The sequence below is a fragment of the Niallia sp. FSL W8-0635 genome (assembly GCF_038007965.1).
Lineage (GTDB): Bacteria > Bacillota > Bacilli > Bacillales > Cytobacillaceae > Niallia.
Map to the genome: position 1 here is coordinate 3,222,740 of NZ_JBBOYD010000001.1, position 16,841 is coordinate 3,239,580.

Below are 16,841 nucleotides of genomic sequence, written 5' to 3' on the forward strand. Positions count from 1 at the left end.
CCCTTTTCTTATGCTTTTTTTTCGTTTATACAGTATACTATTTAGACAATATATTTTATTCTATTTTATTTGGAATCCATACTTTTTACTTAAACTTTCGTATGGAATAATCCTTCATGACTTAATATGATTACTTTTATAAGGAGACTAATTCTTATTCTTCTAAATAAGTGAATATAATAGAATGGTAGAAAGAGGAGAGCATATTGAGTAATTTAACATCCGTAGAAGAAAAAATACAGGTGGAAGCTGATCCGCTTACTGTTCCCGCATATGGATATGAATTAATTCGAGAAATACTTATTCCTGAATTATTAGGTCGCGATACGCCTGATCTTTTATATTGGGCAGGTAAACGTATTGCTCGTTTATTCCCTTTGACAGCAACAGAAGAAGCTTATGTCTTTTTTCAAAAAGTTGGATGGGGAAATTTAGAAGTGGTGAAACAAACAAAAAATGAAATTACTTACCAATTATCCAGCGAGCTCATTGAAAAAAGATTGAAGGAAAAAGGGAAATGTACCTTTCAACTTGAAGCAGGTTATTTAGCGCAACAATATGAGCAGACAAAAAAGGTAATTGCTGAAGCATTTGAAGATCCAAAAAGAAAAGATTATAAAGTTACAATAACTGTTCGATGGGATAGTAAAGATTCTGTAGAATAATAAAAGATGACTCCACGTGACTAAGGGAAGCTTGTAACTAAGGCTCTTTATTCCTTTTATTCACTGGAGTTTTTCTTTTACGATTATAATCATTCTGATACTACAGTGCTATTGCCTCTCACCAAAAAAAGACCTCAATTACTAACATGTTGCACTTAGTAATTGAGATTACTACTTATTATGCATTTACAGGGATTTTGCTTAATTCAAACACATCATGTAATGTTTCTACTGCCTTTACCATATTCTCTTTCTCGATAACAGTAGATACTTTAATTTCTGATGTACTAACCATTTTAATCACAATTTCTTCGGCAGACAATACTTTAAACATATCCGCTGCAACACCTGGGTTGGAAATCATTCCAGAGCCAACAATCGAAACTTTGGCTAAACCTTGTTCAGAAGTGACTTTATCATATCCTAATTCAGCCTTATTTTCTTCTAACACTTTTAATGTTTCTTCTAAATCACTATCTTTAATAGAAAAAGATAGGTTTGTCAGTTGATCATTCGTAAGGCTTTGAATAATAATATCTACATTAATATGATGAGATGCAAGTGTTGTGAAAATAGTAGAAAGACTTGTTAACGGATTTCTTAACCCAAATACCGTAACACTCGTAATATTATCTTCAAATGCAACTCCACGTACGACTAAATTTTGTTCCATTGAAACTTCCTCCTCGATGATTGTTCCTTCTTCTTGCTCCATACTTGAGCGAACCACTAACGGGACTTGATAGTTTTTGGCATATTCTACCGCTCTTGGATGCAATACCCCTGCCCCTAAATTAGCTAATTCTAACATTTCATCGTAGGAAATAGCTAATAGCTTTCTAGCATTTTTAACAAAACGAGGATCGGTTGTGAACACACCCGTTACATCTGTGTAGATGTCACATTTATCCGCTTTTAGCGCTGCTGCAATGGCAACTGCTGTAGTATCTGATCCACCGCGACCAAGGGTAGTAATATCACCAGTTTCTGTAACACCTTGGAATCCTGCAACAACAACCACTTTTCCTTGCTGAATTTGGTCTTGTACTTTATCTGTTATAATGTTTAAAATTCTGGCATTGCCATGTACGTCCTCGGTTTCTATCCCGGCTTGCCATCCAGTATAAGAAATAGCTTCTACCCCTTTCGCCTGTAAAGCCATAGCCAATAAGCTAATTGTAATCTGTTCTCCAGTTGAAAGTAATACATCCATTTCTCTCTTAGATGGTTTTTGATTTATTTCATTCGCTAAGGTTACAAGGGAATCCGTCGTTTTTCCCATTGCTGAAACGACAACAACTACATCATTTCCTCGATTTTTTTCTTCCATTACTCTTTCCGCTACATGTAGAATTCTTTCTGCATTACCTACTGAAGTTCCACCAAACTTTTGTACAACTAATCCCAAAGTTATTCCCTACCTTCTTGTAATCTTAGAGGTTTATCTACATTTCTCATTGCTTTTCTTTTATGTAAGTTTGTCTTCGCACTAGTTTACTATAGAAAACTAATGCAGATAAAATAGAGAAAAAAAAACAATAAAAAAAGCAATGAGAATATCTCATTGCCGTGCAGTCCATTAAAAAAATATGCACAAACAGTGAGATAGCTCTCCAAAACAGTTTCTTGTTTTGACAGTCTTACATTTATTCAATGCAAAACCAGTAAAAAAGCCATGAGAACTTTTTTTACTTCGGCGATCTATCCCTTTCATAATTCTTCTCTGAAGCTCATTCTTCTCCGAATTATTACTATTGAAGTTCGCACCTCTACCTTCACTTATTAAGTTATAAGTTGCCATCATTATAGCATAGTGTTTTCACTACGACAATTATTATTTTTCTTTTATTCCTTTAATTTAACAAGTAATTGTTCTGCTACATTCGATGGAATCCCGATTTCTAAAAACTCTTCCAACGTGGCCTCTTTCATTTTCTTTACCGAACCGAATGTTTTTAAAAGTAATTTTCTCCGTTTTTCTCCAATTCCAGGAATATCATCTAATAAGGACTGAAAAGCATTTTTCCCTCTTAACTGACGGTGAAAAGTAATCGCAAAACGGTGTACTTCATCCTGGATTCTTTGCAAAAGATAGAATTCCTGACTATTTCTCTCCAGTGGAATAATCTCCAATGGATTTCCAAAAAGGAGCTGTGAGGTGCGATGTTTATCATCTTTAACTAAGCCAGCAACTGGAATATCCAAGCTTAATTCATCTAATAGAACCTCTCGCACTGCTTCTAAATGTCCTTTCCCACCATCGATTAAAAGTAAATCAGGAAGCGGCAATCCTTCTTTTAAAACACGTTGATATCTTCTGCGAACTACTTCACGCATGGACTCATAATCATCTGGACCTTTTACCGATTTGATTTTATATTTGCGATATTCCCGTTTAGCAGGTTTTCCGTCAATAAAGACAATCATAGCCGACACGGGATTTGTTCCTTGTATATTACTGTTATCAAATGCTTCAATGCGAAGTGGAGTGTATATACCTAATTGTTCCCCTAGGTTTTCCACCGCTTTAATGGTTCTCTGTTCGTCTCTTTCAATTAATGCAAACTTTTCCTTTAAAGCATTCTTTGCATTTTTATTTGCCAATAATACAAGTTCCTTTTTTTGTCCCCTTTGCGGTTTTGTCACTTTCACCTTTAATAATTCCTCTACGATATCTCCTTGGATATCATCTGGTAGATAAATTTCTTTTGGTTTAAAGTGATTCGCTTTTTCATAAAATTGCCCTAGATAGGTTAACATCTCCTCTTCAGGCTCTTGATAAATAGGGAATGTGCTGACATCTCGCTCAATTAGCTTCCCCTGACGAATAAAAAATACTTGAACACACATCCAACCCTTGTCATAAGAATAACCAAAAACATCTCTGTCCACTAAATCGGTCATCATCATTTTTTGCTTTTCCATCGTTGCCTCAATATGAGCAATCTGATCTCGATATTCCTTCGCCCGTTCAAAATCTAATTCACTTGAAGCTGCCATCATTTTTTCAGATAACTCTTTTTTTATTTCTTTATACCCGCCATTTAAGAATTTCGTAATATCGTCTGTCATCCTCTTATATTCTTGTTCGGATACCTCATTAACACACGGAGCAAGACATTGTCCCAGATGATAATATAAACATACTCTATCTGGTAATACATTGCATTTCCGTAAAGGATAAATTCGATCGAGAAGTTTCTTTGTTTCATTTGCCGCTTGGACATTTGGATATGGTCCAAAGTACTTCCCTTTATCTTTTTTTACATTTCGTGTTGTAATGAGCCTCGGATGTCTTTCAGCCGTTAATTTAATAAACGGATAGCTTTTATCATCTTTCAGCATAATATTATATTTCGGATCGTGCTTCTTAATTAGATTTATTTCTAAAATAAGCGCTTCGATATTGGAAGAGGTTATGATATATTCAAAATCTTCTATTTCATTGACTAGTCTTAATGTCTTTCCATCATGAGAGCCTGTAAAATAAGAGCGGACTCGATTTTTTAGCACTTTTGCTTTTCCTACATATATAATTGTGCCTTGTCGATCCTTCATTAAATAACAGCCAGGCTGATCAGGTAAGATCATTAATTTATTTTTAATGATATCGTTCAATGTATTCCCTCCCAGCATGCAAACCTTACAAACGAACATATATACTATCTTCTCTAATTATAGAGAATTTCATCGATTCATCAAGGAAAAAGTATAAGATGGTAATATTTTGATGAGAACGGTTAAATTTTGGATGGATGAAGATGGGCATTGGGAGTTTTCATTTGATAAATAGACTGTTGAGTGTTGATTGTTTAGATGAACGCTACTCTTTTGGTGAATTTCATTCATTTGTGGTATTCATCACTCTTATGAACGCCACTTTTTTTGCTGTTGCTCATTCCATCCCCATCAATAAAAAAACTGTAAACACTTCCTCATTTTCTGAGTGTGTTTACAGTTTTTTTCTCTTCTAGAGAGAGTTAATTAAGCATGTTTAGCTAATAACTCGGATAGAGCTTCTTTTGGTTGGAAACCAACTACTTTATCTACTACTTCGCCATCTTTAAGAACTAATAAAGTTGGAATGCTCATTACGCCAAATTTAGATGCTGATCCTTGGTTTTCATCTACATCTACTTTAACGATTTTTACGCTATCACCAATTTCGCCATCAAGCTCTTCTAGAACTGGAGCAATCATTTTACAAGGTCCGCACCATGGTGCCCAGAAATCTACTAATACTACACCTGAACCTGTTTCTTCTTGGAATGTTTGATCTGTTGCATGTGTAATTGCCATTTATTATTTGCCTCCTTATTTGATAAACTTACAATATCGAAAGTATACCATGCTTTAAGCAATGATACTAATAATATGTTTCAACTATCATTTTCCCCTACTACTGGATAATACATTCAACGTAATTAGATTGTCGTATTGTCCAATTCTTTAATCAATGCAGGGATAATGTCAAATACGTCCCCTATCACTCCATAATCAGCTACTTCAAAAATAGGTGCCTTTGGGTCTTTATTGATGGCAATAATCGTCTTTGCAGATGTAACGCCAACGAGATGCTGAATGGCTCCGGAAATTCCGCAGGCGATATAAAGATCAGGTGCTACCGTTTTTCCTGTCTGTCCTAATTGAAGGGTGGCATCGCATAATCCTAATTCTACTGCTCCTCTAGATACACCAACTGTTCCCCCAAGCAATTCTGCTAATTTGGTAACCAAAGCAAACCCTTCTTCATTTTGAATCCCCCTGCCAGCACCAACAATAATTTTCGCATCCACTAAGCCAACAGAATCGAGCTTTTTTTGTTCTAGCCCAATTAAAGACGAAATAGGTTTTTCTATTGTTACTTCCATGGTACGAATGATATTTTTTCTCCCCACTTTCTTTGGTGCGGCTTCCCACTTTTTAGGCTTAATCGTTACGAGAAAAGTAGGCTCATTCACTTCAACTCTTTCCATTAATTTTCCCGAATAAACAGATCGAGTAAAGTACAACTTTCTCTCATAAGATTCAAAGTCCTCCACATTCGAATACAAAGGAATATCCACTTTTTCACTTAAATATGGAGAAATAGCTTTTCCTATATCTGTGTGTCCACATAGGAGAATAGTAGGCTGAAGTTGGTTCCATATAGATAAAAGTGCTTTCGAATACATTTCACTGGAAAATCTAGACAGAAACGGATTTTCCACAATTATCATTTGATCAACATCATATTGCTCCAAATCGGATACATCTTTTTTTACTTCGTCTCCCATTAATAAAAGGGATATCTCCGCCTCCCTTTGTAACTGCTTGGCAGCTGTAATACATTCAAGGGTAATGGAGGAGGGATTACCTTGTTGATATTCTCCCAAAATAATAATTTTTTCCTTCATAACTAACACCTCCGTAACTTATCATTGTAATGACTTTAACAACTTTGCTAATGTAACTACCTTTTCTTGTGTTTCCCCTTGAATGTTTGTTTGCTTTCGTTTTAAATTCGGATATGAATACTGTTTCAGATTATTTATATTGGAAATTTCTTTCGACTGTTTAAATAGTAGAGGCTTCTTTTTTGCTTTCATAATTCCAGATAAGGATGGTAATCGCGGAACATGTAATCCTTGTGGAATAGTGACTAAAAAAGGAAAAGGAACACGAAATGTTTCTATGTCCCCGTCCCCATTTCTCTTCACTATTGCGTTTCTTTCCTCTTGATTAATGCATATTGTTTTGGTAATAAAGGGGATATCTAATAAAGCAGCAATACGGGGGCCAACTTGACTGGATGCTCCATCTGTTGAAAAATCCCCTGCTAAGATTAAATCAAAGTTAACACTCTGTAAATAATCATTAATCTTTTTAGCTATAATGGACGGTTCATCTTCCTTAGGACTACATTCCATTAAGACAGCCTCGTCTGCTCCCATAGCCAATGCTGTTCTTAATTGCTTTTCCCCTTCTTTTCCACTTACCATTAATACGGTAATTTTGCCATCATATTTTTCCTTTAATTGCAGAGCTTCTTCTAAGCTTATCGCATCTGGCGGATTAATGATAAAGTTACTCTCCTCTACAAAAACTTGTCCTGATTCTACTACTAAAGAAGCTTCTGGAGAAACGGTTCTCGATAATAATACAATCATATTCAACGCTTTATTACCCATTTACTTCTTCACTTTCTTTCTTCAATTGTCTTCTCAATACTTTTCCGATTGCCGTCTTAGGAAGTTCTTTTCTAAATTCATAGATACGAGGAACCTTAAATGACGCCAACTTTCTTCGCATAAATTGATTCAGTTCTTCTTCCGTTACAGTCATTCCATCTCGCAAAACAATAAAGGCTTTAACTGTTTCTCCTCTGTAAGAATCTTTGACACCAACGACGGATGCTTCCATAATGGCTGGATGCTCATACAATACTTCCTCTATTTCCCGTGGATAGATATTAAAGCCACTAGCAATGATAATATCTTTTTTCCGATCGACGATATAAAAATATCCGTTTTCATCCATATAAGCTATATCGCCTGTTAATAGCCAGCCATTTTTTAAAGCCTTTTGCGTTTCTTCCTCATTCTTCCAATACCCTTTCATTACTTGCGGACCTTTAATTCCCAACTCTCCAATCTCACCATTCGGTAACATTTCTCCTGTTTCTAAAGAGAAAATAGCTGCATCTGTCCCTGGCCACGGAACACCAATACTTCCTTTCACAATTTCATTATCCCATAAGAAATTCACATGGGTGACTGGAGATGTTTCTGTTAATCCATAACCTTCCACAATCTTTCCGCCAGTTTTTTGCTCAAACTTCTCGATAACCTCTACCGGTAATGGAGCAGAACCACTTATTGCTCCTTTTATCGAAGAAAGATCGTATTTCATTATATCGGGGTGATTCATTAATCCAATATAAATAGTAGGAGCACCTGGAAAGACAGTCGGTTTTTGTTTATGAATCGTTTTTAAAAGACCAGTTGCATCAAATTTTGGAACGAGGATCATCTTATATACTTCCATTACAGATAAAACAAGGACTGTCATAAGACCATATACATGGAACAATGGCATTACTGCAAGCATTACTTCCTTTCCTTTTTCCATCTTATATAGCCATTGCCTACACATGGAGGTATTTGCAACTAAATTTTGATGGGTTAAAATAACTCCTTTAGGAAACCCTGTAGTTCCTCCTGTATATTGCAAAATTGCAATATCCTCTTCAAAACTAATTGGTACTTTATTAAGCTGATGATCACGAGCCTTCATTGCTTGGGTAAAAAGATGAGTGGATTTTGATGAAATAATAACGGGGGGTTTTCCTTGTTCTTTTGCTTGTATAAAAGGATAAACAATATTTTTCGGAAATGGAAGATAATCTTTAATGGACGTTACAATGATATGTTCTAAATCTGTTTGTTCTTTCACTTTCTCCACTCTGTTATAGAGCAAATCTAAAGTAATAATTACTTTTGCGCCTGAATCTTTCATAATAAATTCTATTTCTCTTTCTTGATACAAAGGATTTACCGGAACAACAATTCCTCCAGTCTGCAAAATCGCATAAAAGCTAATAACTGTTTGCGGAATATTCGGAAGCATTACTGCAACTCTGTCCCCTTTTTCTATCCCTAAACTCTGTAAATAGGACGCCAATTTCAATGTTTTTTTGTATAGTGTTTGAAAGGTAATTTCTTTTCCCATAAAATGAATGGCCTTATGCTTAGAATATTCTTTTGCAGCATTTTCCAATAATTGTGGGAGAGTATCTGCCCGATAGTAGACATTTTTGGCTATTTGGGCGGGGTAAAGTTTTAACCATCTTTTCTCAGTTTCCAACACAATTCCTCCATATTAATTCTATTGTTGTACTAGCTTATTATATGGGAGAAATCTATAATTGGATTATGTATAAGCCTACTTTCGACTTAATAGAAAAATTAGGCTTGCAAACCTAAACAAACAAAAGGAACCATCACAAAGTGAAAGTTCCCTTTTCTCATTCTTTTTCAAGAAATGCCTGCGCCTATTACGAAAGATAAACCGATGGATATAATCATTGAAATAAATCCGACAGCTCGATTATCATTTTTTATTTCTTCATCGATTTTAAATTTTGGCGTTAAAAATTCAAAAATAAAATAACCGATTAACAATAGTATAAAACCATATACTCCCCATACTATCATCGTCAATAGAGAGTCATTATGCATAATCGAATGACTAAAGATATTCGCAATACCGAAGATTTTCCCCCCAGTAGCCATCGCTACTGCGAGATTGCCATTTTTTATTTCATCCCAATTATTATATTTTGTTACGAGTTCAAAAATAGCCAAAAATACAACAAGACTTAAAATAACAACACTATAATCTCCTGCTGTTTTTACATATTCATTTTCCCAAAATTGATCCATATGGTTTCTCCTCTACGATTTTCTTCTTAAAGAAGGGATTATTTAAATTCCACAACAGTCACACCGCTTCCGCCTTCTCCAGCATCCCCAAAGCGAATTTTCTTCACAGCTCTGTGATTTTTCAAATATTCTTGAACACCTGAACGTAGAGCCCCTGTTCCTTTTCCATGAATAATCGAAACTCGAGGGTAGCCAGCAAGCAGGCTATCATCAATATATTTTTCTACTCTTGCTAAAGCATTTTCAAATCTTTCGCCACGTAAATCTAATTCCAAGCTCACATGATAATCTTTTCCTTTTATCGTAGCAAGCGGTTTTGTTTCCACTACCTTTTGTGCTTTTATGAATTCAAGATCCTTTTCTTTCACTTTCATTTTCATAATGCCAATTTGAACTTGCCATTCTTTATCAGAAACCTTTTGTAGTAACTGTCCTTTTTGATTAAAGCTAAGCACCTTTACTTCATCACCTGGTTGAAAAACATGGCTGGAATTGGTTGGCGCTTGTTGTTTTTTCCTTTCTATCTGCGGTGTTGCATCATCTAATCGTTTTCTTGCATCAATTAATTCATGCTCTTTTATTTCCGCACGTTTTTCAAGCTGCAATTTTCTTAAATCACCAATAACAGCTTCTGCTTCTTTCTTCGCCTCTTCAATAATTTCTTTCGCTTCTTTTTTTGCTTTTTCTTGTAATGTTTCTTTCTTCCCGTAATATTCCATTACCTGTTTCTGTAAATCTCGATGAAGCATTTCTGCTTGTTTTAATAAATCTTTAGCTTCTTCATGCTCCCTTTCAGCATGTCTACGGCTTTCCTCTAATGAAGCAATCATATTCTCGATTTTATTATTATCTTCACTGACATGTGAACGAGCAGTCTCAATCACATCTTCTTTCAAACCTAGTCGTTTACTAATTTCAAAGGCATTACTTCTACCTGGTACGCCGATTAGTAAGCGATAGGTTGGGCTTAGTGTTTCAATATCAAATTCTACACTAGCATTCACAACACTTTCTCGGTTATAGCCATATGCCTTTAGCTCTGGATAGTGAGTGGTTGCGATGACCCTTGCTCCTCTTTTATTTACTTCATCAAGAATAGAAATAGCAAGTGCTGCCCCTTCCTGAGGATCTGTTCCTGCTCCTAACTCGTCAAATAAGACAAGGCTCTCATGGTCAACCTTTTCAAGTATACTTACGATATTAACCATATGGGAGGAGAATGTACTCAATGATTGTTCAATGGATTGCTCATCTCCAATATCTGCATAAACGGATTTAAATACACCCATTTCTGAACCATCTAGAACTGGAATTTGAAGACCAGCCTGCGCCATTAAAGTACATAATCCTACTGTTTTTAAGGTTACTGTTTTACCACCTGTATTTGGCCCGGTAATAACAATCGATGTATATGTATCTCCAAGAACAATGTCATTTGCCACTACTACTTCTGGTGGTATAAGTGGATGCTTAGCCTTAAGAAGTACAATTTTTCCTTCATCGTTGATTTTTGGTTTCGATGCTTTCAAGCGATGAGCATATTTTGCTTTTGCAAACATAAAATCAATGTCTGCTAAAACCGTAACAATATGCAATAATTCTTCTTCATTTTGCGCTACAAGTGCAGTTAATTGGGTTAAGATACGGTCTATCTCTTGCTGCTCCTTAACACGAATTCCTTGCAGTTCATTATTTAAGGTAACTACGGACTGTGGCTCAATAAACAAAGTCTGACCGGAAGCACTTTGATCATGAACTATTCCACCATAGTTTCCTCTATATTCTTGTTTAACTGGAATAACATAGCGATCATTTCTTATTGTAATAATACTGTCCGAAAGCATCTTTTGAGCATTAGAGGAGCGGATCATGCTTTCTAGCTTCTCCCGTACCTTTGCTTCGTTTCTACGTAATTGATTTCTCAATGTTCTAAGTGTATCACTCGCGCTATCCAAGACCGAACCCTGTTCATCAATCGCCATCTTTATCTCTTCTTCTACATCAGCAAGTACTGTAATACTATCTGTTAAGGTAAAAAGAAATGGCACAGCTTCTTCCTCATGAAACTCTTCAATGAAACGTTTCATTTGTCTACTAGCATGGACCGTGCTTGCAATATGATTTAATTCTAGTGGACTCAGCATTCCACCAATAGAAGACCTTTTCACATGGGCGCCGATATCATAAATTCCATCAAGAGGAATCGTTCCCCGCATTCGATATACTTTAGCAGCCTCATCTGTTTCATCCTGCCATCTTACTACTTCATTGTAATCAGTAGAAGGAACTAAATCCTCCACTTTATTTCTTCCTAAAGAGGAAGATACATGCTCCATTAATTGAGCTTTAATTTTATCAAATTCTAACGTTTTTAATACTCTATCCTGCATGGAGTAATCTCCTTTGCTATCCCACTTATGGGTTAATGATGTTTTTTCGTTTTTTCTATTTTCTTGCGTAATACTACTTCTTCATTTAGCCTTTATACAAAAACGCCAATAGCTCATCCTTTGTCATCGCATTTAGGACCGATGATTTTTTTACCCATCCTTTTTTCGCTGTGGAAACACCTATTGCCATATTTTGAAGCTCATGCTTATAATGGGCATCTGTATTAATAACAATCTTCACCCCTGCATCCTGCGCCATTTTGATATATGTTGCATTTAAATCTAAACGGTTAGGATTACTATTTAGCTCTAAAACCGTGTTCGTTTCTTTTGCTAATTGAATAAGCATGTCCATATCGACATCATATCCATCCCTCTTACCAATTTTTCTTCCAGTTGGGTGGGCAATGATATCGACATACTTATTTTCCATTGCAGCTTTTAAACGATTCATAATCTTTTCCTTAGATTGTGAAAACGCTGAATGAATAGAAGCAATAACAATATCTAATTCTTTCAATAAATCTTCCTCATAATCTAAGGTCCCATCTGGAAGAATATCCATTTCTGCACCAGCTAAAATAGTTATATCCTCATACTTCGCATTAAGTCTTTTAATTTCTTGTATTTGCTTTCGTACTCTTTCTGGTGTTAATCCATTTGCTACCTTTAAATATTGGGAATGGTCGGTAATGGCCATATATTGATAGCCTAATTTACGGTTTGCTTCTACCATTTCCTCCAATGTATGTGCACCATCACTTGCTGTTGTATGCATATGCAAATCTCCTTTAATATCTTCCAAGGAGATTAGCTCACTATGTTCTGAATAGTTGTCTACTTCTTTTCCATCTTCTCTTATTTCAGGAGGAATAAATGGTAGTCCAAAATAATGGTAGAAAGCTTCTTCTGTTTCAAAGGTTTTAACTTCGCCTGTTTCATTATTCTCCACGCCATATTCGCTTATTTTTTCTCCCCGTTCCTTTGCTAGCTGTCTCATCCGTACATTATGTTCCTTTGAACCTGTGAAATGATGCAGTGTTGTTGCAAATTCCTTTGGCTTTACTAAACGAAAGTCTATAGAAACATCATACTCTAATCCAAGAACAACACTTACTTTTGTTGTACCTGCCCCAATTACCTCTTTAATAGATGACAGCTGAAGCAACTGAGTTTTCACCTGTTCTGGATCCTCTGTTGCGATTATAAAATCTAAATCCTTAATGGTCTCTCTCACTCTTCTTAAGCTTCCTGCTCTTGAATAGCGGACAACACCATCCATTTTCGCTAATGCCTCTTCAATCGAAACCGCAATTGGAATCATAAAGGCAATTGGTAATCTATCTGGTCTTGATCCAACATTTTGAAGGGACTCTAGTATTTTTTCCTCTGTCTTTTTTCCAAATCCCTTTAATGCCTGAACTTTTCCTTCTAAACAGGCATTCTTTAAATCATCAGCATTTTCAACAGATAGCTCTTTATACAATCTCGCTATCTTTTTCCCACCAAGACCAGGTAGCTGTAACAAAGGTATTAACCCTTTCGGAACTTCTTCTTTCAGTTCTTGTAATACGGAAGACTTTCCTTCTTGTATATATTCTTCAATAACAGCAGCTGTCCCCTTACCGATTCCAGGTAGTTCTGTTAAGTCTGTTATTTCTGTTAAATTTTTTTCACTCGTTTCAATTGTATTAGCAGCTTTTCGAAAGGCAGAAATTTTAAAAGGATTTTCTCCCTTAAGCTCCATATAAATCGCTATTTGCTCTAATAATCGAATAATATCTTTATTTGTTAACATCTCATCACCCACATGCATAAAATAAGCCTTCTACTTTCAATTCCTACCTACTATCATACCATGAACTGCTACAATTCTATAATGAAGTCATATTGTAGGAAACATACTAAAAACTCCTCTAGCTACATACAAAGCTAGAAGAGTTTCCTAATTTCTATGAAGCGATATAATCGAACCATAAATCTTTTATTTTCTCAGAAAAATATGGAGTATTTTCTATCATCCAAGCTGCTACAGAGGATTCGTTTAATTGAACTTGCATAAAATTAATTGGTATTAAAATAAAAATATATAATAGAAGGAATAATAGCAAATATGTTTCAATAAATCCTAATACAGCACCAGCCCAAGTATTTAACTGCTTTAAAACAGGAATACTAGCAACAAAATCTATCATACTACCAAGAATTTGCCAAATAATCTTTACAACAAAGAAAATCACAATAAAAGAGAAGCCTCTATAAAAAACATCTTCTATATTCGCTGTTTGAATAAAGGAATGCAGAAAACTACTTTCTCCTGTATTTGGATATGGAATCCATAGTGTTAGTTTTTGTGATAGTGGAATATAATATTTATTAGCAACTATAAACGCAACAATAAATCCTGTTAAGTGAATAATTTGCATAATAAACCCTCTTTTTAGTCCTCTTAGAAGACCAAAAAGTAGTAAAATAATCAAAATAATATCCAACATGAACATTGTCAGTCCTTTTCTCTTTTTAATTCTTCTTCCAATTCTTTCACTCGATCTTCTAGCTTTACAAAGTCGTTTACTATATTAACAGCAGTAAGGACTGCGAGTTTATTTAAATCAAGTGAGGGATTCATGACATGAATTTCACGCATTTTTTCATCTACTATGGAGGCAACCAGTCTAACATGACTCGAAGGTTCTTCCCCTATTATTGTATATGGTGTTCCGTATATATCAACATTTGTACGATTTTTAGGGGTATTTGACACGCCCATGCCTCCATTCTAAAGAATCCTAGTTTCTATCATATCATGAACTATTCTTGCTAGGGAAGTCATTCGAATAGATTCTCTCTCAAGACTTTTGATAAAGGGAAATAATTACTATTTTCGTTAAATAAAAAAACATCCCAAAATGGAATTCTAGGATGTTTTTCTATTTCCTTAGCCTCTTAAAGTAGCTCCTGCTTGTTCTTTCACTGCTGCAAGTACTTTTTCGTGGGCTTTACTAATCATTTCGTCTGTTAATGTTTGTTCTGGGTCAAAATATGTTAAGGAGAATGCAATTGATTTTTTGCCTTCCTCCATTTTCTCACCCTCATATAAATCAAACACTTGGACATCTTTCAATAATTTTCCACCGGCTTCAGTAATAATTTGTTGAAGATCGCCTGCTAAAATTTGTTTATCCACAACTAAGGCAATATCTCTTGTTACATAAGGGAAACGAGGAATAGAAGTATAATGTAAAGCTTCTATTTCTACTGCAAATAATTTACTTAAGTCTAATTCAAAGCAATACGTTTCTTTTAAATCTAATTCTCTTTGCATTTGCGGATGAACTTGACCTACAAACCCAATAACTTCTCCATCAAGGACGATTTCAGCCGTTCTTCCTGGATGCATCCCTTCCATTTCCGTTCTTGTATAAGTAATTTTTTCCGATACACCTAATTTTTGGAATAATCCTTCTAATACACCTTTTACTACAAAGAAATCAACTGCTTTCTTCTCTCCTTGCCATGGATGTGTACTCCAAATTCCTGTAACCGCACCTGCTAAATGTTCTTTTTCTTCCGGAAGTTCCTGTTCTCCATTCGCTAAGAACACTACACCTGTTTCATAAACAGCTAGGCTTTCGTTTTGTCTTGCTGCATTATATTTAAGCACTTCTAAAAGCTGTGGTACAATACTTTGACGTAATAACGCGCGTTCTTCACTCATTGGCATCGCAAGTTTGATTGGATTTCTTTTTTCTAAAGCAAAGCTATGCACTTTTGCTTCATTTGTTAGAGAATAGGTAATCGCTTGATATAAACCAGCGGATTCCAAATATCTACGAGCCATACGGCGCTTCTTCTGATAAGCAGTTAAGGCACCTGGTGTTGATGCGCCAATAGGCAATGTTTTCGGTAAATTATCATACCCATAAAGGCGTGCAACTTCCTCCATTAAATCTGCCTCAATAACAATATCATTTCTTCTAGTCGGAACAGTCACGAGGAATGTATTACCCTCCACCTTTGTTGTAAATTGAAGACTGTCAAAAATGGCGGTTACTTCATTAGCTTCTAATGATGTTCCTAATGTTTGATTAATTTTTTCTAGTGTAATGGAAACAACTTTTGGCTCAGCAGTTAAGGTGTCAACTGCAACTTCCCCTTCAAGCACTTCTCCACCAGCATATAAATGCAATAATTGACAAGCTCTTTCTGCAGCTACACGCACTCGATTTGGATCAATTCCTTTTTCATATCTTGCACTCGCTTCACTTCTTAAACCAATTACTTTTGAAGATTTACGAATTACTTTGCTGTCAAAATAAGCCGATTCTAATAAAACAGTAGTTGTATCAGATTTAACTTCAGAATTTGCTCCACCCATTACGCCGGCAACAGCAATTCCTTCTTGACCATTGGTAATAAGTAAATTATCTGCTGATAATGTTCTTTCTACTTCATCAAGAGTCGTCATTTTTTCTTCGTTTCGTGCTTTTCTAACTAGAATTTCTTTTGAACCAATTTTATCATAATCAAAAGCATGCAATGGTTGACCATATTCTAATAAAATATAGTTTGTAATATCTACTACATTGTTATGTGGACGAATGCCTGCTGCCATTAATTTTCCTTGCATCCATAATGGAGATGGAGCAATTTTAATGTTCTTAATTACTCTCGCTGTATATAACGGTGTATCTGCATTCTCTTCTACTGAAACTTGAATATAATCAGATGCCTTCTCATTAGTTGTTGGATATTCTGCTTTAGGTAATTTTACTTCTTTTCCTAAGATAGCAGCTACTTCATAAGCTACACCAAGCATGCTCAAGCAATCAGCACGGTTTGGAGTTAGACCTAATTCTAAGACAGCATCATTTCGTTGTAAGTATTCTAATGCATTTTTTCCAATCTCAACATCACTTGGAAAAACAAAAATACCTTGCGCATAATCTTTTGCAACAATTTTCCCTTCAATTCCAAGTTCTTGTAAAGAACAAATCATTCCATTTGATTCTTCTCCGCGAAGCTTTGCCTTTTTTATCTTAAAGTTGCCAGGAAGTACAGCTCCTACTTTCGCTACAGCTACTTTTTGTCCCTTATCGACGTTTGGAGCTCCGCAAATAATTTGTATTGGGTCCCCTTCGCCTACATCTACTAAGCATTTATTTAATTTGTCTGCATTTGGGTGTTGTTCACGCTCTACTACATAACCGATAACAACATTTTTAATCCCTTCGTCGAGAATTTCAACACCTTCTACTTCAATCCCGCTTTTTGTAATTTTTTCCGCTAATTCATCGGGATTAATGCCATTTAAATCTACATATTCATTTAACCAATTATAGGATACTAACATTTTTTCTCCT

13 protein-coding genes and 1 riboswitch are annotated in these 16,841 nt (G+C 35.4%); of the genes, 1 reads left to right on the forward strand and 12 read right to left on the reverse strand.

Going from position 1 to position 16,841, the window contains the following annotated elements; translation table 11 throughout:
* The first annotated feature begins 206 nt into the window (after positions 1–206).
* Positions 207–665 carry a YslB family protein gene (locus tag NYE52_RS15580; RefSeq protein ID WP_341193918.1) on the forward strand — a complete coding sequence of 153 codons (459 nt, stop codon included), beginning with the start codon at positions 207–209 and terminating at the stop codon, positions 663–665.
* Between the two features lie 178 nt (positions 666–843).
* On the opposite strand, the gene NYE52_RS15585 is transcribed toward NYE52_RS15580, so the two are convergent.
* The 12 genes from NYE52_RS15585 to pheT form a co-directional block, all read right to left on the reverse strand.
* Complete coding sequence (locus tag NYE52_RS15585) at positions 844–2,073, reverse strand: aspartate kinase (RefSeq protein WP_341193919.1); 1,230 nt, start codon at positions 2,071–2,073, stop codon at positions 844–846.
* 190 nt (positions 2,074–2,263) lie between these two features.
* A riboswitch (Lysine riboswitch) is annotated at positions 2,264–2,445 on the reverse strand.
* 65 nt (positions 2,446–2,510) lie between these two features.
* Positions 2,511–4,283 carry an excinuclease ABC subunit UvrC gene (gene uvrC / locus NYE52_RS15590; protein WP_341193920.1) on the reverse strand — a complete coding sequence of 591 codons (1,773 nt, stop codon included), beginning with the start codon at positions 4,281–4,283 and terminating at the stop codon, positions 2,511–2,513.
* Positions 4,284–4,649: 366 nt separating this feature from the next.
* Positions 4,650–4,964 (reverse strand): thioredoxin, encoded by a 315-nt coding sequence (trxA, locus tag NYE52_RS15595; protein ID WP_341193921.1) that lies wholly within the window; start codon positions 4,962–4,964, stop codon positions 4,650–4,652.
* A gap of 125 nt (positions 4,965–5,089) precedes the next feature.
* Positions 5,090–6,061 carry an electron transfer flavoprotein subunit alpha/FixB family protein gene (locus NYE52_RS15600; RefSeq protein WP_341193922.1) on the reverse strand — a complete coding sequence of 324 codons (972 nt, stop codon included), beginning with the start codon at positions 6,059–6,061 and terminating at the stop codon, positions 5,090–5,092.
* Positions 6,062–6,082: 21 nt separating this feature from the next.
* On the reverse strand, positions 6,083–6,835 hold the full coding sequence (locus NYE52_RS15605) for an electron transfer flavoprotein subunit beta/FixA family protein (RefSeq protein WP_341193923.1): 753 nt from the start codon (positions 6,833–6,835) through the stop codon (positions 6,083–6,085).
* On the reverse strand, positions 6,828–8,510 hold the full coding sequence (locus NYE52_RS15610; RefSeq protein ID WP_341193924.1) for a long-chain-fatty-acid--CoA ligase: 1,683 nt from the start codon (positions 8,508–8,510) through the stop codon (positions 6,828–6,830). Before NYE52_RS15610 ends, NYE52_RS15605 begins: the two co-directional genes overlap by 8 nt.
* A gap of 170 nt (positions 8,511–8,680) precedes the next feature.
* On the reverse strand, positions 8,681–9,088 hold the full coding sequence (locus NYE52_RS15615) for a DUF350 domain-containing protein (protein WP_341193925.1): 408 nt from the start codon (positions 9,086–9,088) through the stop codon (positions 8,681–8,683).
* Between the two features lie 38 nt (positions 9,089–9,126).
* Positions 9,127–11,478 (reverse strand): endonuclease MutS2, encoded by a 2,352-nt coding sequence (locus NYE52_RS15620; protein ID WP_341193926.1) that lies wholly within the window; start codon positions 11,476–11,478, stop codon positions 9,127–9,129.
* Positions 11,479–11,563: 85 nt separating this feature from the next.
* The gene (polX, locus tag NYE52_RS15625; RefSeq protein ID WP_445669118.1) at positions 11,564–13,294 is read right to left on the reverse strand and encodes a DNA polymerase/3'-5' exonuclease PolX; all 1,731 of its coding nucleotides are present in this window, start codon (positions 13,292–13,294) and stop codon (positions 11,564–11,566) included.
* Positions 13,295–13,430: 136 nt separating this feature from the next.
* Positions 13,431–13,979, reverse strand: coding sequence for a CvpA family protein (locus NYE52_RS15630; RefSeq protein ID WP_341193927.1), 549 nt, complete (start codon positions 13,977–13,979; stop codon positions 13,431–13,433).
* Between the two features lie 2 nt (positions 13,980–13,981).
* Positions 13,982–14,242, reverse strand: a complete 261-nt coding sequence (gene zapA, locus NYE52_RS15635) for a cell division protein ZapA (protein ID WP_341193928.1) — start codon at positions 14,240–14,242, stop codon at positions 13,982–13,984.
* A gap of 174 nt (positions 14,243–14,416) precedes the next feature.
* Entirely contained in the window at positions 14,417–16,831 is a 2,415-nt protein-coding gene (gene pheT, locus NYE52_RS15640; protein WP_341193929.1) for a phenylalanine--tRNA ligase subunit beta, read from the reverse strand.
* Positions 16,832–16,841: the final 10 nt, after the last annotated feature.

What these genes read in the sequence shown, in the direction of transcription:
- trxA (WP_341193921.1), bottom strand. Translation starts at nt 4,964, where the DNA reads ATGGCAATTACACATGCAACAGATCAAACATTCCAAGAAGAAACAGGT.
- NYE52_RS15600 (WP_341193922.1), bottom strand. Translation starts at nt 6,061, where the DNA reads ATGAAGGAAAAAATTATTATTTTGGGAGAATATCAACAAGGTAATCCC.
- NYE52_RS15605 (WP_341193923.1), bottom strand. Translation starts at nt 6,835, where the DNA reads ATGGGTAATAAAGCGTTGAATATGATTGTATTATTATCGAGAACCGTT.
- NYE52_RS15615 (WP_341193925.1), bottom strand. Translation starts at nt 9,088, where the DNA reads ATGGATCAATTTTGGGAAAATGAATATGTAAAAACAGCAGGAGATTAT.
- NYE52_RS15620 (WP_341193926.1), bottom strand. Translation starts at nt 11,478, where the DNA reads ATGCAGGATAGAGTATTAAAAACGTTAGAATTTGATAAAATTAAAGCT.
- polX (WP_445669118.1), bottom strand. Translation starts at nt 13,294, where the DNA reads ATGCATGTGGGTGATGAGATGTTAACAAATAAAGATATTATTCGATTA.
- NYE52_RS15630 (WP_341193927.1), bottom strand. Translation starts at nt 13,979, where the DNA reads ATGTTCATGTTGGATATTATTTTGATTATTTTACTACTTTTTGGTCTT.
- pheT (WP_341193929.1), bottom strand. Translation starts at nt 16,831, where the DNA reads ATGTTAGTATCCTATAATTGGTTAAATGAATATGTAGATTTAAATGGC.